The sequence below is a fragment of the Chitinophaga qingshengii genome (assembly GCF_014529935.1).
GTDB lineage: Bacteria > Bacteroidota > Bacteroidia > Chitinophagales > Chitinophagaceae > Chitinophaga > Chitinophaga qingshengii.
Window position 1 is genome coordinate 1 of sequence record NZ_JACVFC010000003.1, and the last position, 25,537, is coordinate 25,537.

The 25,537-nt window shown below is 46.3% G+C and carries 13 protein-coding genes; 7 read left to right on the forward strand and 6 right to left on the reverse strand.

Annotated features, from left to right (window positions below; translation table 11 throughout):
* Together ICL07_RS19980 and ICL07_RS19985 are read right to left on the reverse strand one after the other, a co-directional pair.
* Positions 1-149, reverse strand: a 149-nt coding sequence (locus tag ICL07_RS19980; protein ID WP_188089820.1) for a transposase, incomplete at its 3' end; no start/stop codon positions are given.
* A gap of 274 nt (positions 150-423) precedes the next feature.
* Complete coding sequence (locus tag ICL07_RS19985; RefSeq protein WP_223152035.1) at positions 424-1,185, reverse strand: response regulator transcription factor; 762 nt, start codon at positions 1,183-1,185, stop codon at positions 424-426.
* 83 nt (positions 1,186-1,268) lie between these two features.
* Here ICL07_RS19985 and ICL07_RS19990 point away from each other — a divergent pair, with 83 nt between their 5' ends.
* The gene (locus ICL07_RS19990; protein ID WP_188089821.1) at positions 1,269-1,511 is read left to right on the forward strand and encodes a hypothetical protein; all 243 of its coding nucleotides are present in this window, start codon (positions 1,269-1,271) and stop codon (positions 1,509-1,511) included.
* Between the two features lie 9 nt (positions 1,512-1,520).
* Complete coding sequence (locus ICL07_RS19995; protein ID WP_188089822.1) at positions 1,521-2,234, forward strand: DUF3667 domain-containing protein; 714 nt, start codon at positions 1,521-1,523, stop codon at positions 2,232-2,234.
* A 48-nt stretch (positions 2,235-2,282) separates the two neighbouring features.
* Here ICL07_RS19995 and ICL07_RS20000 read toward each other — a convergent pair whose 3' ends face one another.
* Positions 2,283-2,993, reverse strand: a complete 711-nt coding sequence (locus ICL07_RS20000; protein WP_188089823.1) for a sensor histidine kinase — start codon at positions 2,991-2,993, stop codon at positions 2,283-2,285.
* 611 nt (positions 2,994-3,604) lie between these two features.
* On the opposite strand from ICL07_RS20000, the gene ICL07_RS20005 reads away from it, so the two are divergent.
* The 5 genes from ICL07_RS20005 to ICL07_RS20025 all read left to right on the forward strand — a co-directional run bounded on the left by ICL07_RS20005 (position 3,605) and on the right by ICL07_RS20025 (position 23,473).
* Complete coding sequence (locus ICL07_RS20005; protein ID WP_188089824.1) at positions 3,605-4,237, forward strand: response regulator transcription factor; 633 nt, start codon at positions 3,605-3,607, stop codon at positions 4,235-4,237.
* A gap of 30 nt (positions 4,238-4,267) precedes the next feature.
* Positions 4,268-6,241, forward strand: a complete 1,974-nt coding sequence (locus tag ICL07_RS20010; protein ID WP_188089825.1) for a sensor histidine kinase — start codon at positions 4,268-4,270, stop codon at positions 6,239-6,241.
* A gap of 1,129 nt (positions 6,242-7,370) precedes the next feature.
* Positions 7,371-20,762: a DUF7507 domain-containing protein gene (locus ICL07_RS20015; RefSeq protein ID WP_188089826.1), complete on the forward strand. Its 13,392-nt coding sequence runs from the start codon at positions 7,371-7,373 to the stop codon at positions 20,760-20,762.
* 78 nt (positions 20,763-20,840) lie between these two features.
* Positions 20,841-21,803 (forward strand): PorP/SprF family type IX secretion system membrane protein, encoded by a 963-nt coding sequence (locus ICL07_RS20020; protein WP_188090639.1) that lies wholly within the window; start codon positions 20,841-20,843, stop codon positions 21,801-21,803.
* Positions 21,804-21,838: 35 nt separating this feature from the next.
* Positions 21,839-23,473, forward strand: coding sequence for a tetratricopeptide repeat protein (locus ICL07_RS20025; RefSeq protein ID WP_223152038.1), 1,635 nt, complete (start codon positions 21,839-21,841; stop codon positions 23,471-23,473).
* 236 nt (positions 23,474-23,709) lie between these two features.
* On the opposite strand, the gene ICL07_RS20030 is transcribed toward ICL07_RS20025, so the two are convergent.
* The 3 genes from ICL07_RS20030 to ICL07_RS20040 form a co-directional block, all read right to left on the reverse strand.
* The gene (locus tag ICL07_RS20030) at positions 23,710-24,003 is read right to left on the reverse strand and encodes a hypothetical protein (protein WP_188089827.1); all 294 of its coding nucleotides are present in this window, start codon (positions 24,001-24,003) and stop codon (positions 23,710-23,712) included.
* Positions 24,004-24,079: 76 nt separating this feature from the next.
* Positions 24,080-24,532 carry an Hsp20/alpha crystallin family protein gene (locus ICL07_RS20035; RefSeq protein WP_188089828.1) on the reverse strand — a complete coding sequence of 151 codons (453 nt, stop codon included), beginning with the start codon at positions 24,530-24,532 and terminating at the stop codon, positions 24,080-24,082.
* A 198-nt stretch (positions 24,533-24,730) separates the two neighbouring features.
* The gene (locus tag ICL07_RS20040) at positions 24,731-25,537 is read right to left on the reverse strand and encodes a DUF4249 domain-containing protein (RefSeq protein WP_188089829.1); all 807 of its coding nucleotides are present in this window, start codon (positions 25,535-25,537) and stop codon (positions 24,731-24,733) included.

Genomic DNA, 25,537 nt, shown 5'->3' on the forward strand with positions numbered 1-25,537 from the left:
GCTGCATCCAAGCCTCCGTAGCGCTTCTTCCAATTGTAAAAAGTAGCCTGGCTAATCCCTAATTTGCGGCAGACTTCTTCCACTGCCACTGTCTCTGACTGTTTAAGCGCAAATATGATCTGCGTCTCGGTGAATTTTGACCTTTTCATGGGCAATTTTTTCAGATTTAAGGTAAGAAAATTTGCCCCGAAATTTCCAACTTACAGCGCTACATTTTTTCGGGGGGACGTCAGACGTCAAATGAATGGGAAACTTTATGTAAAAACGTTACTGTTTGAGGGTAGCTTTCAGGAGAAACCGTTGATCTGCGGGAAGCTTTTTTTAAGCTGACTAATTGAGGTCTTGATATGCGTAGCTTATCTCTTCATAGAAGAAGATCCGGCAGCAGTTCCAACAGTAAATCATATTCTCCCATCGGCCCCATTATATCATTCTATTATTCACCGCCTGCGCCAACGCATCCGCAATACTCTTCACTTCTAATCGCTCAAATATCTTCCGTCGATAATATTTCACCGTATCCGGCACTACAAATATTTTTTCCGCAATCTGGTTGATGGAAAGTCCCTGTGCATACATGCGTAATACTTCCAGTTCCCTGTCAGTAAGGGCAGGTTTGCCATTTTTGCTCCATTTTCTTGTTTGCAGGTTTAGCTGCCAGATGTCGTTACTGCTTTGTTTGAATATACGAACATTGCCGGGGTGTTGCTGGGAGGAAAGCGACACCACGCACATGGATTTCCAGATTTTTCCTTCGGTTGTAAGGAAGAGGGGGGTGAGCCGGTGGTTGACCAATATTTGCTTTCCTGCTTTGGTAACCAGGTGAAAGTCGTAAGAGATGCTATATTGCTTTTTTTCGGGCTCAGGTAGCTGTGCATAAAAATCAAACCCGGCATCATTGATCGTGGAAAGCATTTCCAGGTCCTGGGGTGGCACATGGAGGAAGTAAAACTCATAACCCAGCTGAATCACTTCATCGGCCGTATGGCCACAGAGGAACAGTGGATTGTCCGAAACGTATTCAAATGACATATTTGAATAATCTATTATATAAATGCTCTCGTAAGAAAGCCGTGCAAACGCCTTCACTACATCCAGATAATGCTGCCCGCTGACATCATTGTCAGTAATGTTATCCAGCCTGTTTTTTGTCAGCAGGGCATGACGGGGGGTATTTTTCATCATAAGCAGTAAGATCGCCATAAATTTACACTCAAGTGTAGGGTTTTACAAGAAAAAAGTCGGGATTTTTGGCGGAAATCCAGATTATGAACCTATTAAGTACTGACACTAACGATCTACTGAAAAGAAAAAGCCGTATTCAGGGAATACTGGCAGGTTTCCTGGTACTGTGTATCATTATGATTGTATGTGTTCTGATGATTAAAGAAAAGAAGGTGGTGTATATCACCCCGGTGTTTTCATTGTCGCTGGTCTTTTTCCCTTTGTTTCAACAGCTGAAAGCTATTAAGAAAGAGCTGAAATCCCGTGCAGCTGCTTCCGCTAAATAAATTTTTACTATGAATTGCAAATCATGTAACGCGGTTGTTGCTGATAAGTATTGTGGACATTGCGGCAATCCGATAGCATTGAAGCGGGTGGATAGCCATTATATTATTCATGAGGTGCAGCACGTGCTGCATTTTGAGAAGGGAATATTGTATACGATCAAGGAGCTATTGATACGTCCCGGAGTAAATATCAGGAGGTTCCTTACAGAAGACAGGAGCAGACTGGTGAAACCGGTCATTTTCCTTATCATATGTTCGCTGCTGTATACGCTGATTACCCATTTCTTTCATATCGAGAATGAACACTACGTAAGTGAGTCCATACGGTACGAAACCTTTGCAGCCCTCACCACATGGATTGAAGGGCATTATGGCTATGCCAATATCATCATGGGTCTTTTTATCGGCGTCTGGTTGAAATTGTTTATGCGCAAAAGCGTGTACAATTATTATGAGGTACTGATCATGTTATGTTTCGTAATTGGTACGGGGATGTTGATATATGCGTTGTTTGCAGTGGTGCAGGGAATCAGCGGGAAAAATATGAAGCTGATATCGGAAGTGGTATCGCTGTTATACAGTATGTGGGCCATTGGTCAGATATTGGGTGGGAAGAAGATAAAGGGATATGTTTTGTCACTACTGGGTTATATATTAGGTATGGGATCGTTCTGGATAGCGGTAGAATTGTTGGCCTGGATAATAGATCGGTTCAATGATTAAGTATTGCGCAGTCATTCCGGCCACGATCGCCGGATACTGAACACCTAACTACGCCGGAAGCGGCAATGAATAGAAAAACGTAGCTCCATGACCATACGCCGATTCCGCCCATAATTTTCCGTTCATTTGCCGGATCATATCCTGGCAGATACTCAAAGCAATACCGGCGCCCTGAAGATAATGGCTATCTAATACCGGAGTATCCTGGATACTAAATAACCGCTCAAGCTGTTCTTCCCTAATACCCATTCCCTGATCGGCAAAGGCAACGATGATCCGGGCGTCTTCAACACTGCAGGAGATGTTGATGGTTCCTCCCGGAGGGGAGTATTTAGTGGCATTACTTAAAATATTTCTATTAATAAATTGCAGCATTTCTTTATTGGCATGAATCAGTTGATGCTCTGGAATAGTATTGGAAATACTGATAGATTTGCTCGCCTGGTCATGAATATACAGCCCATTTGCGCTGTTGATCAGATCGCGTAAGGGTAATGATTGTGTTTGACAGGTATAACCGCTATTTTGGGATTTCATCCAGAAAACCAGCCCATCAAGCAGCTTAATACTTTTTGATGCCGTATGACGCATATGGTCAAAGATCATATATAATTCTTCTTCGGATAAGGGGTGGTCTGCATATTTGATCATGTCTGCAGCCGAGATAAGGGAAGCAAATGGTTGTCTGAGGTCATGTACTAATACTGAAATCAGCATTTTGCTGAAGCTGTCAGCAGTATCCGGATTTTTTCTCATCATGATGGGATAACGTGAACAATTGTCTTAATCTTATATTTTTATACCCATTAGTTTTGCCCTCCCGAATGTAAAAGATGAGCCCTGATTTCCTGGTCACCAATAGCGTCGAGTAGTTCTGTGATACCATAGTAGCTGATGGCCTGATCTATATTTATCTGAAGCAGGATATCTCCGGGCTCTATTCCTGCAATGTCAACATTTAGTCGGTTCGGGTGTGAAGCAGGGGTAATACAAGCAGTTTCGACATTTTCAATTACTAATCGCATTCTAAAAATAAATTTTATGACTCTATTTGTGCTGCTGATTGCACAATCAAATTGATCATCCTAAAACAGATCTTATACTTTGTTACAGCCATTTTCCACATGGCTCATACTCCTGACAGAGGAGTCCTGAAGTACTGCAAACTTAACGAGTTCTTTTAAAAACAAGATATAGGACTATGCCTTAAGGCAATAATACGCTATGGAATTTAAGAAAATAGCAAAAAATTGCTATCTTTTACAGCAGAAATAATAGCACCTTTGAGTGAGTTATTGATATACCGGCGTTCATCCCCCTTATATCAAATTTCATTTTTTTGCTATATTCAGGTTTTATAGAAGATATTTATGAAAAAAAAGGAGGCTATAGCAATCGTATTTGACGATCACCTTTTGTTTGCAGACTCTTTTTCAGCTTTGATTGAGCGGCTGGAACTTTTTCGTTCAGTACATACGTTTTGCGAGGAGCAGGAATTAACTCAATTCCTGATTAAACATTCAGGAACTCCTATTTATCTATTCCTGGATTATTATTTGAAAAATCAAATTGGGCTACCGCTTATCAATGTGGCCAGGCGATTAAATAAACACGTTATTATTATTGTTGTAAGTTCTGTGTCCAGTCCAGCAGCTATCACTAATATTCTCAGCTATAATCCCCACGGACTTATCAGTAAATCATCAGGATTTGATGCGGTCCTTGAATGCCTGAATATAGTAGGTCGTGGCGAACAATATATCAGTCCGGAGATAGCTGGAATTACCTCTAATTCAAATTTAAAGAACGAGACGCCATTTTCGGCGAGGGAAGTGGAGATTTTGCAACATTTTGCACATGGATTATCCATTGCTCAAACGGCAGAACGGACATATCTTAGTAAACATACCATTGTTGCGCATAGGCGCAATATGATGGCAAAAGTGAATGTCAATTCGATTACGGCATTGTTGTCATATGCGCGCAAACAGGAATTAATCTAAACAGCCCCGGTAAAATATTTATGTAACCTTATGATGCCAACAGCCAATACTTATCAGCCACAAAAGAATTTGTACTTTCTCATCCTATTTTTTCTACTCCTGATATGCCCGGTCCAATTTACTGCCGGGCAGTCGGTCACGAGTGCCAGACAGGATTTTGAAAAACTGAACAAAGCCTATCATGCAGGAAATATTTCAGATGACAAATATCTGGACCAGGCCTATTCGTTGACGCAACAATTTCTTGATAATGGAATCGAATTCAAAACCCAGGAACTGGCAAACATCCTCAGGTTATATCAGGAGATTGCCTGGAGCAAAAAAGAATACGGGCGTCCCCGGGTAAACTACTATCTGGCATTAGCCAATAATGCTTTAATGTTTGGAGAAACCGGGGCCGCCATGTATTATACTGAAAAAGAATCCAGGGAATTAGAAAAAAATGGCAGAATACGTCCTTTACTTGAAGATCAGAGTAAAGTACAGATTTTAACGGAACAGGAATCATATGGTAAAGTTATCTCTCTTTATAAGGGTAAAGAAGCGTATATAAAACAGCTGCCTGAGCTGCTGCGGGATAAAAAAGCTGATAATGTTAACGGGATGCATGCAATAGACATTTTAATGGGAACCATCAATTCCTATTTGAATATGCATGATACGACAGCTGCCTGTCAAACAATACAGGTGGCCGACCAAATTAGCGCTGAACTAAAGCGCAAATACCCTATTAACAGAACATTCATGTTTTATAACGACTATTTCATACTGATGAGGCAGTATGATATTGCCGCCATTGAAGGCAGGCAGGCGAAAGCGGGGGCGCTGCTGGATAGCATACAAGCGCTAAAAAGTACATATGAAGACCAGGCGACATCCTATATAGAAAGAACCCTGTATGAATTAAAAATAGAGCACTTCCTGGCCTTAAAAAAAAATGATAGCGTCCACTTTTATATCAGTAAACTTGCATCGCTTCCCGTTTTTTTAAAAAATCAACAGCCGATAGTGGATGAATACAAAGCAAAACTCCAGGCGGCGCAAGGAGACTATCATGGAGGCTATACATGGCTAGCCCAATCTTTGGCAAATGAGCGAAAGGCAAAGACAATATTGATGACACAAATGGATAGTTTGCTTTATGCCTACACTGACGCCGAAAACACGAGGGTTGAGCTTCAGCATTCAGAAGCTGTTAAAAAACAGCGAACGCTTTGGCTGGTGGTCATTTCATCTGCCGCGGCCCTTATCGTGCTGGCCATCTATTTTATCATGCTTTACCGGAGCAGGAAAGCCAAAGCGCAGATTGAAGCGTTAAATAACGCTACCAATATGCAGATCATCTCCATGGAAGAGGCCAAGCACGAGGCGGTGAGGGAAGTGCAGCGACGGCTTGGGCAGGACCTTCATGATGGCCTTTCTTCGTCTATCGCTGCTATCAGGCATCAACTGGAAACGCTATCAATGGATACTGAAGATATTAACCTGAAAAATAAATTGAGTAGATTGCAGTTGGCGACAACTAACGCTTATGAGGCTGCCAGAAGAAAAAGCCACGAATGGTTCAACGCCGCAGACGGCCAACAGGAGCTGTCTTTTGAAAAGCAGGTCAGGCTGCTGACAGATGATGCGCTGCCCAACGGCCGTTACAGCAAAACCATTCACATCGACGACAATTCATTAATTAATGTCGATACAGATACACGAATTGCATTACTTCGTATTGTCCAGGAGGCTATCACCAATATTATCAAGCATGCCAGGGCTAAGAATGTAAGCATCCTGGTTTATGAAGAAGAGGATGACCTGATATTAACGATCAGCGATGATGGGATCGGATTAAACGCAAAGAAATCCGGCAGTGCTAAATCAGCTATAGGCCTGGATTCGATTCGCCGCAGGGTAGAATATCTGAATGGTGAAACGAACATAAATTCAAGCGCTGAAGGTACTGAGTTAATTGTATCTATCCCGTTGGTATCGTCCTATACCGGAGCTCATTAATGTTGTACCGGCAGACAAAATATTGCCGGTTACACTTGCATCTTGCTTTACTATGTTTTACAACCCTGTATTGGGTATTGTAGTTATTACAGCTATCGCAAATTAATTATACTTTTAGCATAGAACACGCTGCCACAACGCTCCGCCAGGTCCCCCGCAAAGTCAGGGTGCAATCTGGACTTGCCATATTTTGGCATTTCCTCTCTTGAAAGAATATATTTTATCATAGTTTTTAGTCGTTTGAATGTTCCCGCCGGAACAGGGAAGATAGTCATGCGAAAAGCAAAATAGGTGGCAGTATTGATGTGTTTGCTCGTGTAAGAATAACAATATTTTGCTATTTTTTTAAATAGCATAGCAAATTGTTGCTGTAATCTATAGTCGTATATATCACTTTGAGACTAAGGTGCTAATTTTATCGAAACACTACAGGAAGCATGAGCTGTAAGAAAAATTGCCAGATAATACAATTGCTGGAAGCTTCTTTAAAGCAACCCCAAACAGTGTTGGTGTAGTAGAATGAATTCCCGAAAGAAGAGGAGAATGCGTCTATAGTTTTTTGAATGCACAGCTATTTTGCCGGTTTGATTGTGATAGTTAATAAGACGTAACACCCATCAGTATTTATACCGTACTATAATATGGACATTAATCCTTAGCTATAAATCTCCAAAACCAAAGGACAAAGGAATATAGGATCCCGATGCGAAGCTGAAAGCAGAAAGGATCATTAAATATTACAGCTTAAGGTTCCCGATTGAATTTTGATCCCGGATACCAAACACCACATGGGCCTGGAAGAGTCCCCGGCCGTCAACCAAATCGAATGATGTAACCATCTTAATTTATCACTCATGACTGTATCACTTATGAAGTTTACCCATTGGCCCGGCTTGCCGGATAAAGAGCATATTACTTTCCCCATGCGCAGCATCAAAACCTCTTCAACAAGGTGTCTTAATACCGGATCTGTGGCTGCTTAATTTTCCCCGGACTATTGTTTAATAAAAACTGTTGTTATTAAATCAGGTGTATGAGTAAAAGTTCTACGCTTAGGAATCCCTATGCCTATTATTGTGCTGGCTACAGGGGGCAATATTGTAAAGGAAGCTTATTAAGATACCTGGTAATGTTATCGGGAATAATATTGTTTTGTATCAGTGGCGCGCAAAGCTCATCTGCACAGGGATATGGCGTTTCTTATTCCTATAGCACTACGAATATTGTGCGTATAGACAACGCTACCGGAGCCCTTACTTTTATTTATACCTTCGCTCCGGGCACCATCTCTTCAGCTACGGCATTGGCAGTAGATCTAAATGGAGACATCTACTTTACAGACAACCAGATAGCCGGAGCCAGGTTGCTAAAGTTTGTACCTAATCCGCCGCCGGCAACGGGAGGGACGCTTTCAACCGTGGGGACTATCAGTGCTACCTTTAGCGACGTAAACAACGTAGCAAGAAACCTGGTGTTCGGAAAGCTGGCCTTTACTACATCTGGCTCGCTTTTCACAATTTCGAACTATAGTGCCACGAATGCAAATAACCTGCCCGGCCGGCCTTACATGGTCAACCTCAATAAAGCAACGGCGGCAGTGGTTTCAACCAGTGTCATACCTGCTCCTTCCAGTGTTACCGACCTTCCGGTGGGAGGGGGGGATATTGATTTCAGCCCTGCCGGTAGATTGTTTGTAAGTGGAACCACCACTGGTAACATACCTTCTATTTGGGAGATTTCACCTGCCAATGGTAGTATATTGGGGTATAAATCGGTTCCGGTGATTGCACCTGCAACCTACTATAATTTCGCCGGGATAGGATTTGATTTGCAGGGTAATGTACTTACTACCGCCCCGATTTCAGGTAGTACTGCCACTTATGTGGTAAGAATAAATGCCGGTGAATTTTCCGGAACCGGTGCATGGTCCGGCAATAGCAGCATTCCGGCTTCATCTGTTACTGTGTTGAGTGGACCATTTCCTCTTCAATATGGTGACCTTGGCTCCAATGCTTTTAAGATCGTCGGGCGCGTATTTGAGGATGTTAACTATGGAGGTGGTGCAGGCAGGATATTTGGTACTGCAGGAACTGCAGGGATTCCTAATGCAAGGGTAGAAGTATATAATGCTATAGGAGTCCTGGAAAACTCCACCAATACGCTAACTGATGGTACTTATGCAGTAGGCGTAAGCGGAAATGGGGTTTTTTACGTCAGGGTTGTAAATAATACCGTGAAGTCTACCCGGCCGGGCAGCAACGGAACAGAGCTGGGAGTGCAAACATTCAGAGCTGAAAGGGTAGCAGCAGCTACCCTGAATAATGTAGTGGATGAAGTGGGAGGCAGAGCCCCGGCTACAGCAGATCCGGGTACAGGTACGGTCGGCACTACTACTTTGAATACAACTACTTTTGTATTGAGTGGAGGCGTAAGCGGGGCTGCACAATCTGTGTCGCAGGCTACCATTGAGACTTCCAATGTCACAGGGATCGACTTTGGTTTTAACTTCTCTGCTATCGTTAATACGAATAGTACCGGGCAAGGTTCCTTACAGCAATTTATTAGTAACAGCAATATATTAACCAATACCGGGTTGAGCCAGGCCGCTAACAGTATCTTTACACCGGCGCCTGGTGTGGAAACCAGTATTTTCATGATTCCGGACGGTAACGCGCACCCCGGGATTAACAAGCCTAATCAGTTAACCGCTGCCGGAGGTGGCGCTACCGCCATTATTAATCTTACAACTTTATTGCCCGCTGTTACAGACGCTAACACCAGTATTGATGGCCGTACCCAAACTGCCAATATCGGTAACACACAACCGGGCGTGGCAGGTAACCCGGGAACCAAGGTGGGCGTTGACCAGATACCGTTACCCGGCGTACAGCGGCCAGAGGTGGAAATACGTTGGAATGGCGCCGCTGGTACTGCTACAAGCGGGTTGAATCTGAGCGGCAATAATGAGGTAGTCCGGGGTATCGCTATCAGCCGGTTTGGTAACAATACCAGCACAGGAGCCAATATTCTTAGTACTGGTAACAATAACCTGATCACCGGTAATATTATCGGAGGCGCAGCTGTTTCAACCAATACAGAAGCTGCCGGAAGCGATCCTGGCTCCAATATTTCTATTAGCGGAAACGCCGGCAATATCACCAATAACTATATTATTCGTGCCGACTTTGATGGTATCCGGCAAAGGGCAGCCATCAATGGGCTTACTATTTCCGGTAATGAAATATTGAATAATGGAAACGGAGCACCGGCTTCGGTGCAACCTTCCGGCATCGGTATTGAAATGACCAGCGGAACGGTATCAACGGACCTTCAGGGGCTCAATATTACGGGCAACAGTGTACAAAGCAACCTGAATGAAGGGCTGAAAGTGTCTATGGGCGCCGGTGCTACAGTTACTAATAATACTTTTTCCGGAAATGGAGCAGCTGGTACCATTGCAACGGAAAAGGATAACATTCAGTTTAATAATACTACGAACAGTGTCATTACTAAGAATATTGTTACCGCTGGCGGAGCCTCCGGTATTGCAATAGCAGGTAGCGCTACCGCTTTGGGCAATAAAATAACGCAGAACAGTACTTATGGCAATGCTGGTCTTGGGGTTGATTTACGGGCTGCAGGTAGCGCTCCTGATATTGTTACCCCCAATGGCAGCTCCACTGCAGGTCCTAACGCGTTGCTCAATTTTCCGGTGGTTACCGGCGCGGCAGTTATTGGAAATAACCTGGTAATAAAAGGTTATTCACCCCCGGGAGCCACTATCGAACTGTTTCTGGCCGACAGGGATGCCAGCTTTACGCCTGCACCACCGTTAAGCCCCAATCCGCTGCCAGCCGCATTTACCAGCCTCCAGGGATTTGGTGAAGGCCGCAGGTATCTGGCTACATTTAAGGAAGGAGGAACGGTAGCGGGTATTGCAGACCAGGATGCTGCTACCGGCACATATATGGACGATGGTACCGGTACAATAGGAGCGCGTACTGCTAACCGGTTTCAATTTACTATTCCATTGCCGGCCCTTAATGGGGTGGCACAAGGTAGTTTGTTGACGGCAACAGCCACCGATGCCGGAAACAATACCTCGGAATTTAGCGGCGTAACACCTGTAACTGAGGCAGATTTAGGAGATGCGCCGAATAGCTACAGTACTTTATCTGCATCTAATGGACCTACACATCTTGTTAACCCCAGATTGAAAATAGGGGCTACCGTTGCGGGCAAACCGGAGGCGCTTGCGGTAGCTGCCGGCGCTGACGCCAATGTTCCCAATGGTGATCCGAATGACGATGGCCTGACGGCATCGTTACCTGTACTTACAGCCGCCACAACCACTTACACACTTACTTTTCCTGTTACCAATACGACCGGTACGGTAGCTAACCTGGAAGGATGGATCGACTTTAACCGTAATGGTACTTTTGATCCGGGGGAAGCTACCGGTACTACGGTCGCCAATAATGCAACCTCCGCTACACTTACCTGGAATAATGTTAATACCTTAATCACAGGTGGAGGCATTTCAGGCGGAATTACGTATGCGCGTTTCCGTTTGACCACAGATCCGCTGACAGCAACAAGTACTGTTGGCGCTGCGATGGATGGAGAAGTGGAGGACTACAGCCTGATGATACAACCGGCGTATGATCTGTCTATCACTAAAACGGCCAACCCCAATCCGGCTACGGCCGGTCAGCCGTTGACCTATACGCTTACCGTTACCAATAACGGGCCTTCTGCTATGAGGGCACAGGATAGCATTACGGTGACAGATAACCTGCCTGCCGGTTATACCGCTAATAGTTATACTGCATCTGCAGGTACCTATACCAGCGGCAATAGCATCTGGACAGGACTGGCCCTTGCATCCGGCCAGAGCGCCACAATCACTATTGCAGGCGCCGTAGCGGCTGATGCTACCGGTAGCCTGAACAATACCGCTATTGTAACCAACCCGCCAACGATTACTGATCCGAACTTATCAAATGATACGGCCCGTCAAACGACCACGATTAACCGTGTGATTGATTACGGGCTGACTAAGACAGCCAGCCCCAAACCGGTGGTAGTAGGGCAGACACTGACTTATACCATTACGTTAACGAATAATGGCCCGGGCAGTATGCTGCCCGGCGATACGTTGACGCTCACAGATAATTTGCCATCCGGCTTTACGGCTAATAACTACACTCCATCTGCCGGTACTTATAACAGTGCTACCGGAGCGTGGACAGGCTTGTCGCTGGCCACTGGCGGCACTGCTACGCTGACGATTACCGGTATGGTTGGCAATAGTTATACCGGCGCCAGCCTGATTAACACGGTGACGCTGACACCACCGACCGGTATCACTGATCCAACGCCACCTACCGCAAAAGACACGACACTGGTAAGCCGTGTCATGGACCTGGACCTGGTCAAAACGGCGACGCCAAAACCAGCCGTAGCCGGCCAGGCGCTGACTTATACCATTACGCTGACCAACAACGGCCCCGCTATATTATTACCAGCTGATGTTGTAACGGTAACGGATAACGTACCAGCGGGTTTTACCGCCAGCAGCTATACGCCGTCTGCGGGTAGTTATACCAGTGGAACCGGAGCCTGGACAGGGTTGACGTTAGCCACCGGTCAAAGTGCCACCCTGACGATTGCCGGTACTGTGAATGCGGGCGTTAATGGAACCGCGTTGATAAATACCGCTACGGCTACACCACCTCCGGGCGCCACCGATCCAACGCCACCAACAGCTAAGGATACCACCCTGATCAGCCATGTTGCAGATCTGGCTATTACCAAAACAGATGGTTCGGCTACGTATACCCCGGGAACAAACGCGGTGTATACAATCGTTGTGAGCAATAATGGTCCTTCAGATGTAACCGGGGCAACCGTCAGTGACGCATTACCTGCCGGCATCACTACGGCAACATGGAGCACAAGCACGCTTAATGGAGCAACTGTGCCGGCTCCCAATGGTACAGGCGCCATTAATCAACTGGTGAATATACCTGCTGGTGGAAGCATAACTTATACGCTTACATTAAAAGTACCGGCAGGATTTACCGGTAATCTTTCAAATACCGCTACTGTTACGCCACCCGCTGGTTATACAGATAACAATACAACTAACAATACCGTTACTGATACGGATACCTATAGTCCGCAATTTAATCTTAAGGCAACAAAAGCAGGTACGCCGGACGCTCCGGCAGGAACTGCTATCAGCTATACTATCACCTACGTTAATAGCGGGCCGTCCGATGCCATTGGTGTAATATTGAAAGACACCATTGCCACACAGATCACCGACGTTACCTGGACAGCCAGCGTACAGGGAACAGCCACGGTAAGCGTTACCAGTGGAAGCGGTGATATTAATCTTACAGGCAATCTTCCTGCAGGTATTGGAAATACTATTACTATTACAGTTAATGGAATTATTAAATCTTCCGCTACCGGCACTATTTTAAATACTGCCAGTGTTACGCCTCCCGGAAGCACTACACCAATACCATCTAATACGGTTAGCACCACTGTTAAAAACCAGACAGGTGTTAATATTGTGAAAACCGGTCCGGCCAGTGGAACCATATCTGCAGGCGATACTATCATGTATACCATACAGGTAACAAATGCCGGTCCAAGTGATGCTCCCAATACCAATATCCTGGATAACATTCCGGCGATGCTGACAGGCGTGAGCTGGACCGCTACTGCTACCGGTACCGCCGGCATTACCGGCGGAAGCCCGTTGAATGGTACCGGTAATATCAATATTGTAACCAGCTTACCTGCCGGCAGCGGTAACGGCGTGACTATTGTTATCAGGGGAAAAATACCATCCGCTACACCTGCCGGCACTATTACTAACAGTGCCAGTGCTACCCCAGCCGGTGGTACGCCTGTAGCCAGCCAGGTAACTACCAATGTCACTAATAATCCGGCACTGGTCATTACCAAGAATGGTCCTGCAACGCTTAATGCCGGAGATAGTATTACTTATACGGTAGAAGTAATAAATAATGGCGCTTCTGATGCAGCCGGCGCCGTAATAACAGATAATATTCCGGCTCAGATACAGGGAGCCAGTTGGACGGCTACTGCAACAGGTGCAGCTGCCGTAACAGCCGGTAGTACCGGTACATCAGGTAATGTGAGCGTTACTGCCAATATACCTGCCGGTGCCGGAAACAAGATCACTATAGTTGTAACAGGCAAAGCAGATCCTGCCATTACAGGCACATTTAGCAATACTGCTACCGTGACACCCGCCGGTAAACCTTCACAGCCGTCAAATACGGTAACTACTGTTGTTAACAGGAAGACTTCTCTGCAATTGGCCAAGAGTGGTCCGGCCACACTTAGTGCAGGACAGAACATTACTTATACATTGGTACTGACCAATGCCGGCCCGAGTGATGCAACCGGCGTACGGATAACGGATGCGCTGGATAGCCATATCCTGAATCCTGTTATCAGCGCTTCCTCTGTGTCCGGAAAAGCCAGCATTGCTAACGCGACGATCAGCAACGATACGTTGTCAGTTACCGGTAACGTAGCCGGAGGTGCAGGAAACAGTATCACCATTATGGTAAGTGGTAAGATAGATCCGGCCTTTGCAGGTAGTATCATCAATATAGCTACTGCCGAACAACCGGATGGCCCTACTGTACCAAGCCAACCTGTTACTACGGTAGTCGTTAATACGCCGGATGTAACCATCAGTAAAAGCGGGCCATCATCTGTAAGTGGAGGTAACGGTATCACCTATACGATTGTTGCAGGTAATAACGGGCCCTCAGATGCGACGGGAGTAGCGATTACAGATTCCATACCAGCCGGTATTTCAGGAGTAAAATGGACGGTTGCCACCAGCGGTAACGGTACTACATCCAACGCACAGTCAGGTAGCGGAAATGTGAATATTACCGGTAATATCCCGGCGGGCGCTGCCAATAAAATTACCATTACCGTTACAGGAACAGTAGATCCTGCGTTTAGCGGTAGTATTGTTAATAAAGCTGCTGCTACGCTTCCGGGGAAACCACCAGTTACGACTAATATCACCACCAACGTTACCAACGACCCCAATGTGCAGATCACCAAGAGCGGTCCGCTTACGCTTAGCGCAGGGCAGAATATCACTTATACCATTACCGTCACCAACAATGGACCATCGGATGCTATTGGCGCAACGATTACGGATGCTATTCCTGCCGGTATACTGAATCCAACATGGAACACTGTTACCGCAGGAACCGGTACAACCGTAAATACTGTCAATGGTGCGGGAAATGTTAACATTACCGGGAATATACCTGCCGGCGCCGGAAATAGTATAACCATTAATGTTAAAGGAAAAGTAGATCCGGCATATACCGGATCAGCACTGAGTAACTTCTCGCTGATAACAGTTCCTGGTAAACCGACAGTATCCAGTGACACCGTTACTACCACTATCACCAACGACCCTGTTTTGCATATTGTTAAAACCGGGCCGGATAAGGCGAGTGCCGGAACGCAGATCACTTATCAGTTACTGGTAACCAACACCGGACCATCCAATGCTACCGGCGTCGCCATTACGGACGTTCTTCCTGTAAACCTGTTGTATACCAGCTGGACAGCGGTAGCCAACGGTACAGGCGCCAGTGTCAGCGCGTCTGCGGGAACCGGCAATATCAACATTACCGGCAATATTCCTGCGGGAGCGGCTAATAATATCAGTATCACTATTCATGGCACGGTGGATTCGTCTTTCTCCGGAACGCTCAACAATACAGCAACGGCCGGAGTAACCGGTAAAGCACCGGTATCGGCTTCTAAGTCGACAGATGTGACCAATGATCCTAATGTGGTAATAGTGAAGAGCGGACCGGCTACCATTTCAGCAGGACAGCCTGTTGTGTATACACTCGACGTTACCAACAGCGGACCGTCCAATGCCACTAATGTTACTATCAGCGATAATTTACCAGCCGGTTTACAGCAGGTTTCGTGGACAGCGGCCGTTACAGGCGCAGGTACTACCGTGAGCGCTGCTTCCGGAAACGGCAATATTGCGGTAACCGGTAATATACCTGCCGGTGTAGCCAATAAAATTACATTTACTATAAACGCTGTGGTTGATCCGGCCTATACGTCGGCATCCATTGCAAATAGCGCTACTGCTGCGGTACCGGGCAAGACTCCATCAGTTAGTACCGTTACTACGGAGGTGAATAATATAACTGACCTGAATATTGTAAAGAGCGGTCCTCAGCAGGTGACTGCCGGTCAGCATGTGACTTATACCATTGTGGTTACCAATGAAGGCCCGGCTAATGCTGTAGGCTGTCATATCGCTGATATAATTCCTGCAGGTTTGCAAGGTGTAACCTGGACTGCAGCCGCTGAGGGAACCGGAACTGCCGTGAGTGCTGCCACCGGAACCGGTAACGTGGATATCACCGCCAGTATCCCGGCAGGCACAGGAAACAAAGTGACGATTGTTGTAGATGGTAAAGTAGATCCTGCTGCAACAGTAACAACGCTGAAAAATACAGCTACCGCCACACCTCCGCCGGGCGCCACTGATCCGACACCTGCTACCAGCACGGTAACTACTTCCGTAGACAGAAAAGCCGACCTGGTTATTATTAAGACAGGTCCGGCTGATAAGGCAGCAGGACAGCCAATCAGTTACCAGCTGCTTATCACCAATAACGGCCCTTCAGACGTGCCGGGAGCGGTCATACAGGATGCCATACCAGCCCAGGTAACCAATATCACGTTTACAGCTACTGCGAGCGGTACGGCCCAGGTGATAACTACCGGTCTTACCGGCAATAACCTGACAGTTACCGGCAATATTCCGGCTGGTGCAGGCAATAGTATAACGGTAAATATCAACGGCGTTGTAAATGCAAGCGCTGCGCCGGGTGCTATCTACAATACAGCTACAGTAATACCGCCCGCCGGTATTACAGAAACAGTACCGGGAACCAATACCAGCACTATTAATACGAACATCAATACAGATGCAGGACTGCAGATCAGTAAGAGTGGCCCTGCGGAAGCTAATGTGGGAGATAAGATTGTGTACAAGGTGATTGTCAGCAACACCGGGACATCCAATATTACACCTGTAGATATTGCAGATCTGGTACCGGCGGAAATCACTGATGTGACATGGACAGCCACTGCTACCGGTAACGGTGGTACTACTGTAAGTGCAACAAGCGGAAGTGGTAATAATATTAATCTGCAGGCTGCGATCGAAGGTACTACCGATGGTCCGGGCGAGATACTGATTACCATTACCGGTACTATCTCTCCGGCAGCTGGTTCTTCTATTACAAATACCGCAACAGCTACATCAGGATCTATTAAAACAAGTTCATTTACGACATCTGTCAACAAGTCGGCTGATCTTAATATCATCAAAACAGGTCCGGCCAATATCAATGCAGGGCAGCAGATCAGCTATACATTTGAAGTGACGAATGCCGGTCCTGCTGATGTTACCGGTGCTTCCATTGCAGATAATATACCGGCTAATATCAGTAATGTAAACTGGAATGCTGCCGTATCCGGAGGAGCGACCGTAAATACGGCATCCGGCACGGGCGGTACCATCGGTATTATTGCCGGTATACCAGCAGGTACAGGTAGAGTAGTTGTTACGGTGACCGGTAAGGTAGATGCCGCATTTACCGGTACATTGACCAATACGGCCACCGCTACGCCGCCGGCAGGAGTTGTTGATCCTACCCCTGCTATCAGTACGGTAGCTACAAATGTCAATAGTCAAACCGGGCTGCAGGTAATTAAGAGCGGTCCTGCTTCTGTTGCGGCGGGCAACCAGATAACATACAGTATCACGGTGATCAATAACGGCCCTTCAGATGCTATGAACCTGAGCATTGATGACGCAGTGCCTGCTGCTGTGCAGAACGTAAGCTGGACAGCTACTTCAGCGGGCGGCGGAGCAGTGCTGACCGGGGGCGCGGGCAATGGTAGTGCTGTTCATGTGACAGGTAACCTGCCGGCCGGAACAGGTAATAAGATTGTGATCAGCGTGACGGGTACCTTGAGCCCATCATTCACTGGTACGCTGGTGAATACAGCTACGGCTACGCCAAATGGAGGCGCCACTGTAACCGGACCACCGGTAAACACCAATGTGGTGAACCAGGCAGCAGTACAGATTACCAAGAGCGGCCCGACTACAGTTTTCGCAGGCGCGCCGGTTATCTACACCATAGATATTGTTAACAACGGGCCTTCCGATGCCGGTAATATCAGCATCACAGACGCTGTGCCTTCACAGATACAACAAGTGACATGGACTGCTATAACGACCGGTACAGGTACCAGTGTGAGCCAAAATAGTGGTACAGGTAACAACATCAGTTTAACCGGAAATATACCGGCTGGTACCGGTAATAAGATCAGTATTACTGTTACAGGCATCGTTGCTTCCTCTTCCACAGGAGTAATAACCAATACTGCTACAGCTACATTGCCGGGTGGAACGCCTGCTACCAGTGCTGTAAATACAACCATCAGTAATAAACACGGATTGAGTGTGGTTAAGAACGGGCCGTCAGGTGTGATTGCAGGACAGGCTATTGTTTACACTATTGTGGTTACGAATGCAGGTCCGTCTGATGCCATCAATACAAATATAACTGACTTCGTGCCTGCACAGGTGCAAAAGGTCACCTGGACAGCCGCGGCAACGGGTACTAATACCACCATCACCGGCAGCAACAGCGGCAGTGGTAATGATATACAACTACAGGCTAACATCCCTGCCGGCGCCGGGAATGAAATAACGATTATCATCAATGGCGTGGTTGATCCAACGTTTACAGGTGCCATTACAAATACAGCCGCTGCTGTACCTCCGGGTGGAACACCGGTTAACAGTACACCTGTAATAACCCAGGTAACCAATCACCCGGAACTGCATATCACTAAAGCAGCTCCATCTGCTGCACAGGCCGGGGATGCTGTAACATATGTTGTAACAGTAACGAATGCCGGGCCAAGTGAAGCAACAGGTGCAGTGATTACCGATAATGTGCCGGCAGGTATTAATGACGTCACCTGGACAGCGGCGGCCTCCGGAAATGCTGCCGTTACTGCGGGCGCTGCTGGTTCAGGTATGGGGGTAATGGTAACAGGCAATATAGCGGCGGGCGCAGGTAATGAAATCGTCGTGACCATTCATGGAAAACTGGATCCGAATTTCAGCGGTAAGGTGAAGAACGTGGCTAAAGTATCCGCTCCTGGTAATCCACAGGTAACTACAGATACAACGGTGACGGATGTGCAACGTAAAGCCAATGTACTGATAGCCAAGAGCGGACCGGCACAACTGGCGGCAGGCGGTGATATTACCTACACGGTAGATGTAACCAATAACGGTCCATCTGATCTGGATACCTTGATAGTCACTGATGTCGTACCATCGCTCATTACCGTTAAGAGCTGGCAGGCAGTGCGTGTAGCCGGTAACGTTATTTTTACCGGTCCGGCTAATGGTACGGGTAATAATATCAGTATACAGGCAGCCGCCACCAGTGGCAGTCAGTTGCGTATCACTATTACCGGAACATTACAGCAAACCACGGCAACTACTGTTACCAATACGGCTCATATAAAAGTGCCGTCTACAGTGGTGACAACTACACCTGACAGTAATACGGTGATAACGAAGATTGTACAGCAGCCTGGCGTAACCCTGCAAAAAACAGGACCGACCATTGCCCGCACAGGCGATCAGGTGACTTACCAGATTACAGCCGGGAATAGTGGCCCGAGTGATGCCACCGCTGTTGTTATCACTGACGTGGTACCTGCCGCATTGAAAAATGTTAGTTGGACAACTTCCGTTGTCGGCAGTGGGAATGTTACAGCCGGCAACAGTGGTGCCGGTAATAATATCAGTGTAACTGCCAATATTGGCGCGGGTACCGGCAATCGTATCCTGATAACAGTGACCGGAACAGTCCCAGCCGACTATGGCGGACAACTGGTAAATACCGCTACAGCTAATGTTCCTGGTCAACCGGCTGTTGTTACACCTCCTGTTATAACAACGGTAAGTGAAGTGACAGACCTGCAAATTACCAAAACAGGACCCGCTACACTGATACAGGGAAGCGCTATCGGTTATGTGGTAACCATCACCAATGCCGGTCCGTCTGGTGTAAGCGGCGCTACCTTCAGCGATGCAGTGCCTGCAGGAGTGACAGGGGTAACTGCCATCGTTCAAAGCCAGTCAAACGGCGCGGCGGGTACTGTTGTCAGTGCAAGCGGCAATAATGTGACCGGCACGATTGCTGTTTTGCCTGCCAACGGCAGCGTAAGTATCCTGATCTCCGGTACGGCGGCCAACATTGGTGCATTGAGTAATACAGCCACGGTAACTACTCCTTCAGGAGTGACAGATAAGGTACCGGACAATAATACTACGCCTCCGGTTATCACAACAGTGGTTGCAAAACCTCAGCTGCATATCATTAAAACAGTAACACCGGGACCATACAAACCAGGCGATAAAATAACGTATACATTGACCGTTAGTAACGGTGGCGCCGTTACGGTTAAAGATGTGGTAGTAACGGATGTGCTTACAGGGGATAACCTGCCGACACCGGTGTTTGGTAAGCCTGGTCTTGGAACGGTAAGTTATAACGCTGCATCACATACCGCCACCTGGTCAATAGATTCGCTAACAGGCGGACAAAGCACCACCCTCACATACGACCTGGTATTAGTTGGTCAGGGAGCCATCAGCAACACTGCTATCATTACCGGGCCGCCTGCGACGTCGGTACCGGATACCGCTAAGGTGGATATCAATGCAGTGAGATCGGCCGATCTGGTAGTCAATAAGGCAGTAGTTACACCACAGCCGTATGTTATTGCAAAACGTATCGGATATAAGATCGAAGTAAGTAATCATGGGCCGAATACAGCCACTGGCGTTGTTGTTACAGATGTGCTGCCAGTTGCATTAGGAGTGCCTGTCGATATAATGGTAACGAAAGGAGAGGCGCACTATGACGCGACAAGTCGCAGTATTATATGGACCATCGGGGATGTGAGTACCACAGATGCGCTTACACTGACTTATACCGTACAGATAATAAGCGGCGGTAGTATCCTGAATACGGCAACCATACAGGGCAACGAAAATGATCCGGCGCCAGGTTCCAATACATCGGTAGTAACGATAACTGCAGGGGATGAGATATTTATTCCAAATGTTATTACCCCGAATGGAGATGGCAAGAACGATCGCTTTGTGATCCTGGGATTAGGTAAATATCCTGGTAGCGGTTTGTTCATCTATAACAGGTGGGGTAATATGGTATACCAGAGCAAAGACTATGATAACAAATGGGATGGAAATGGTTTGAATGAAGGGACTTACTACTATATATTGAAACTGAGAACACCGGAGGGAGAACGTGTATATAAAGGCTGGATAGAATTATTGAGATAATTACGTAAACGAAAAAAAATTGTTATGTATAATATATCAAGATGGAACCGGGTGTTGTTAAAGTGTTTAGGAGGATTAATGCTTATTCCTGCTTTGGCAAGAGGGCAGCAGAATCTGCAGTTTAGTCAATATGTGTTTAACATGTTGAGTGTAAATCCTGGCTACGCGGGCTACAAGGAAGATCTCTATCTGAATACTATTTACAGAAAGCAATGGGTGGGCTTTCCCGGCGCGCCGGTCACTGCTGCTGTTTCGGTGGATGGAGTAGTTAAATCAAAAGACGAAAGAGTGGGGTTAGGGCTACAGGTAACATACGATAAGCTGGGGCCGCAGGATGCTACTGCCTTTTACGGAATGTATTCTTACCGTATTCCGTTGGATGAAGATGGTACCAGGCGTTTATGCTTCGGCATAGGCGCCGGGGCCACACAGTATTCTATCGATGGGACTACGCTGCAGTTCAACGATGACGGAGATCCCACCATCCCGGCTGCCAGGGTGTCAACGCTTATTCCGGATGCGCGTTTTGGGATCTATTACTTTACGCCCAGGTTTTATGCCAGCGCATCAGTCATGGACCTGTTTTCATTGTATACAGACCCTACGCGGTATTATTGGAAAGGGTATCAATACAAAACGATCCGAAAAACACAGCACCTGTATCTTACAACAGGTGCGGTGTTTGATCTGGGCGAGAATTTCAAACTCAAACCTTCAATTTTGATAAAGGAAGATTTCAAAGGGCCTACGAATGTGGATCTGACGGCATTTTTACTGATCGCAGAAAAATTGTGGGTAGGGGGCTCTTACAGAACAGGCGTGCGTTTGTGGAACAAACCCAATCTGCCTTCCTACCTCGACCCGCTCGATGCTGCCAGCGCTATGGTTGAATTTTATGCGAACGACCGGTTCAGGATCGGTTATGCCTACGATCTTACGATCAGTAAAATGGCTTCTACCCAGAGCGGGTCACATGAAATATCCCTGGGCATTACCTTCCCCGGGAAAAGAACACGTATACTCAGTCCAAGATATTTCTGATCACTATGAAAGCTTTTTACTTAGTTAATCACCACATGATGAAGACGGTTGGGGTTATATTTTGCTGTTTGCTGGCCGGGTATGTATGCGCCCAGGAACAAAGATCTGTTGCACAACAGGCGACCATATATTATCTGCAGCAAGACTATGCGAAAGCAGCTAATCTCTATAAAAGAATGGCAAAAAAGAAGAAGGTCAGTATAAAAAGCCTGGAGCGTTTGGCGGAGTGTTACCGGCAAATAAATGACTATGCCAATGCCGCAGAATGGTACGGGAAATTGGTAGCAATGCCGGATGCTGACCCCGTCAATGAATTGTATTATGGAGATATGCTGAAAAGTCTGGGCAAATATGATGCTGCCAAAACAGCCTTTCAGCAATATGCGCGGAGAACCAACCAGGCCCGCCGGGTAGAAAACAAGATTGCCGGTTGTGACGCCGCTGTTCAATGGATGCAGCAACCAACCAGGGATGATATCCGGAATGTGGCCAGACTCAATACAGCAAAGTCTGATTGGGGCGCCACCTGGTATCCCAATGGCATTGTATTTATGTCAGATTCCCTCTTCCGGAATCAACTCGCTCCGGGTAGTAAGGTGAATAAAAATAACTATGGCCGTACAAATGACCCCTATTATAAATTGTATCTCGCAGATAGCAGTAAGTATGGAAATATTTACCTGAGCGATCTTTCTTCTGTGTTTAACCAGTACCGGTACCATGTTGGGCCTGTAGCATTTGATAATGGATACCAGACCGCCTGGTTTACTGTAACAGAACCAGATCGCCGCATTGCTACGGTGAAGGAAAGAATAGAAAAGGTGACGATATCGGGTAACAGACGTTTGGAATTGTATGTCAGTAAAAAGGATAGTAACGGGAAATGGGTGCAGCCAACGGCATTTGCCTATAACAAACCAGCCGAATATTCAGTGGGACATGCCGCTTTAAGCAAAGATGGCAATATCTTGTATTTTGCCTCAGATATGCCCGGTGGACTGGGTGCCACCGATATCTGGTATAGTGAACGGCAGGCAGATGGTTCCTGGGGAACACCCCGGAACTGTGGTCCAACCATTAACACAACAGATGAAGAAGAATTTCCTACTATAGGAGCGGATGGAAATCTCTATTATTCAAGCAAAGGCCTTGTCGGTATGGGCGGTTTCGATATCTTCAAATCTAGTGGCAGCAAGGCACAGTGGGTAACTCCGGAAAATATGCGATATCCTGTGAATACGTCCGGAGACGACTTTTATTTTGTGAGCCGGGAAGATGGAAGCGGATATATTTCCTCCAACAGAGTTGGCGGAAAAGGCAGCGATGATATTTATAGCTGGCATGCTCCGCAAAGAATGGATATAATACCCCTGCCGCGCCCGGCCCTGGAGATTCCTTTTGAAGGTACGGTATGCCCGCGGTATTACGATGCCTGCATATACCTGTACAACCGGCAGCGTAACATTGGTTGGTGCTTCATGGCAACCCCGGGAAAAACCATTACCATAATGCTGGAGAAGGAAACAGATTATGTTATTCGTATTACCCCTGCCGGCAATCAGCCTAAAGACAGCATCGAGTTTAATACACGTGGTCTTAAAGGGACTGATGTTTTGAAGAAAGAGATTTGTCCTGAGAATAAAATCAGGAAGGGAGGGCTTTTACACTGAAGCATTCTTTACTATATCCATGATAAATCAGCTATTCGTCCGGATGCTGCGTTAGTTAACCGACGGTAGCTATGTAGAAATGAAAGTCCTAAAAAGCCATGTTGATACTAATATGGCTTTTTAGGATCTAACGGCAATTAAGATAAAACGCATACACCAGCAACGGTTTAACGAGGATTTTCGTGTATATGGTTCCAGCTGGATCACAGGTATTTATCAACCCGGCTGGGCTTAGATTAATCCAATATCCCTTTATCAAGATTATAAAACCTGAAAACTTCCTTCGTCACCAACATACAATTCTCAGCCAGTTGAGGAAGTGTACAGTACATGCTTTGGTGCAGAAAGGCAAAATCATCTTTTGTTTCCATCAGGTTCATTCTGAGAAACCCTTCGGGTAAAGTTCTGCCGGCTAACATATCAAAAAGCGAATGGACAAATGCCTGATCATACCCCAGGTTAATTTTAGCGTAGGCTATCCAACCTTTGGCTACCTTGAAATGGACATCGATATAAAAACGCTCTTCCATTTATCGCAGGTTTGTGCCAGCCGGAAAGGCGGGTCCATAGGAGTGACCCGCCTCCCGCTGGGCTTGACAAAAGATATTAATTAATCGCTATCAGGCGGGGCGCCTTTTTCTTTACCTCTTCTTTTTTAGGAATTTTCAGCGATAGTATTCCGCTGTCATATCGTGCCTGGATTTTTTCTTCATCCACCACATTGGATGGCAGGGTGACGGTGCGTTTAAAGGACTGGTAACTAAATTCCTTATACGAATATTTACCATTACCTGGTTCTTCCTCGTTGATATTTCTTTCAGAAGAAATGCACAGGTTGTTGCCATCGAGGTGAATTTTGAAGTCTTCTTTTTTCATACCGGGTGCGGCAAGTTCGACCAGGAAATCCTCATCGGTTTCCCTGATATTCAGCGTGGGAATGGTAGTGCCGCTGCTGGAATTATTAGCGTTACCCCAGCTTAAAACACCACGATTAAGTAAGTTTTCGAACAGGGTCGGCAAATTGGTAAGTGGTTCCCTGTAGCTTCTTACGAGTGACATAGTAACCTCCTTTTTAAATATTAACAAATAGGTAAAAAAGCGCGATCAACCTATATGCCAGCCATAAAAAAATAAATGTTTGACTGTCATTTTTTCATCGCATGAAACTAACGGTGCGGAAAGTACCCGGAACAAATTCTTTATGCTGAAATATTGACAGGTTTAGATGTTAATAGCTTACTGACAAAGTGCCAATTATTACTGTATTGTATAATCTTTTACATCCACCTCTGACAAGCTGAAAAATCCATAAGCAAAATTTTCAGGATGAGTCTGGTTGATGATATTCCCCCGCACGGAACCCGGTATGGTTTGAAACGGTCCGTTCTCTGCTCCGGATGCGGTCAATAACTTTTTGAAGTAATCATAATATCTTTTTGAAATTCCATAGAGCCGGATGTTGATCCTGTCTCCGGTCTTCAGGTCTTTGTCGGAAAAATATTCCTGCATAAGATTTCCCTGGCTCTTATTGTCATCCCTGACTTTATAAGCGGGAAATACTGATACCGGCGATAGGATGCGGTGCAGGTAGTAATTGTTCTCCTGGCCGTTATCCTGGTAGTAATATTTGATTTCCACTTTATCACCTCCAAATCCGCCGTTATCGTCCTGTTCAATATTGGTTTCTATTTTCGGTACACTGATGCAGGTTTCCGTCGCCATATAGACCTCCTTGTTTAAAGCTACTTTTAAGGTATAGGTTTCCCCGATAGCCGGCTGGAAATTGGAGCAGATATATTCTCCCGTACCGGGATTTTCTATAAAGCTAAAAACAGCATTGGCGGGATCGGTGATCACAATATCCGCTCCGGAGACTGTGGGGAATGCCTTACTGTAATATCCGGTTGTAGTGGAGAGTATGATTTTCTGCTCATGGCCTGTGGTACCCTTAACCCAATTAATGGATGCGTCGATGACCAATTGGGGGGCTGCTGTTTCCAGATCTACTTCTACTACTTTTGTGCAGGACAGCAGCAAAAAACAAAACGGAAGTATACTTTTCAT

Bases quoted from the DNA above. Each gene is read 5' to 3' on its own strand.
- ICL07_RS19985 (WP_223152035.1), bottom strand. From the start codon at position 1,185: ATGATGAAAAATACCCCCCGTCATGCCCTGCTGACAAAAAACAGGCTG.
- ICL07_RS20000 (WP_188089823.1), bottom strand. From the start codon at position 2,993: ATGATGAGAAAAAATCCGGATACTGCTGACAGCTTCAGCAAAATGCTG.
- ICL07_RS20035 (WP_188089828.1), bottom strand. From the start codon at position 24,532: ATGTCACTCGTAAGAAGCTACAGGGAACCACTTACCAATTTGCCGACC.
- ICL07_RS20010 (WP_188089825.1), top strand. From the start codon at position 4,268: ATGATGCCAACAGCCAATACTTATCAGCCACAAAAGAATTTGTACTTT.
- ICL07_RS20030 (WP_188089827.1), bottom strand. From the start codon at position 24,003: ATGGAAGAGCGTTTTTATATCGATGTCCATTTCAAGGTAGCCAAAGGT.
- ICL07_RS19995 (WP_188089822.1), top strand. From the start codon at position 1,521: ATGAATTGCAAATCATGTAACGCGGTTGTTGCTGATAAGTATTGTGGA.
- ICL07_RS20040 (WP_188089829.1), bottom strand. From the start codon at position 25,537: ATGAAAAGTATACTTCCGTTTTGTTTTTTGCTGCTGTCCTGCACAAAA.
- ICL07_RS19990 (WP_188089821.1), top strand. From the start codon at position 1,269: ATGAACCTATTAAGTACTGACACTAACGATCTACTGAAAAGAAAAAGC.
- ICL07_RS20025 (WP_223152038.1), top strand. From the start codon at position 21,839: ATGATGAAGACGGTTGGGGTTATATTTTGCTGTTTGCTGGCCGGGTAT.
- ICL07_RS20020 (WP_188090639.1), top strand. From the start codon at position 20,841: ATGCTTATTCCTGCTTTGGCAAGAGGGCAGCAGAATCTGCAGTTTAGT.
- ICL07_RS20015 (WP_188089826.1), top strand. From the start codon at position 7,371: ATGTTATCGGGAATAATATTGTTTTGTATCAGTGGCGCGCAAAGCTCA.
- ICL07_RS20005 (WP_188089824.1), top strand. From the start codon at position 3,605: ATGAAAAAAAAGGAGGCTATAGCAATCGTATTTGACGATCACCTTTTG.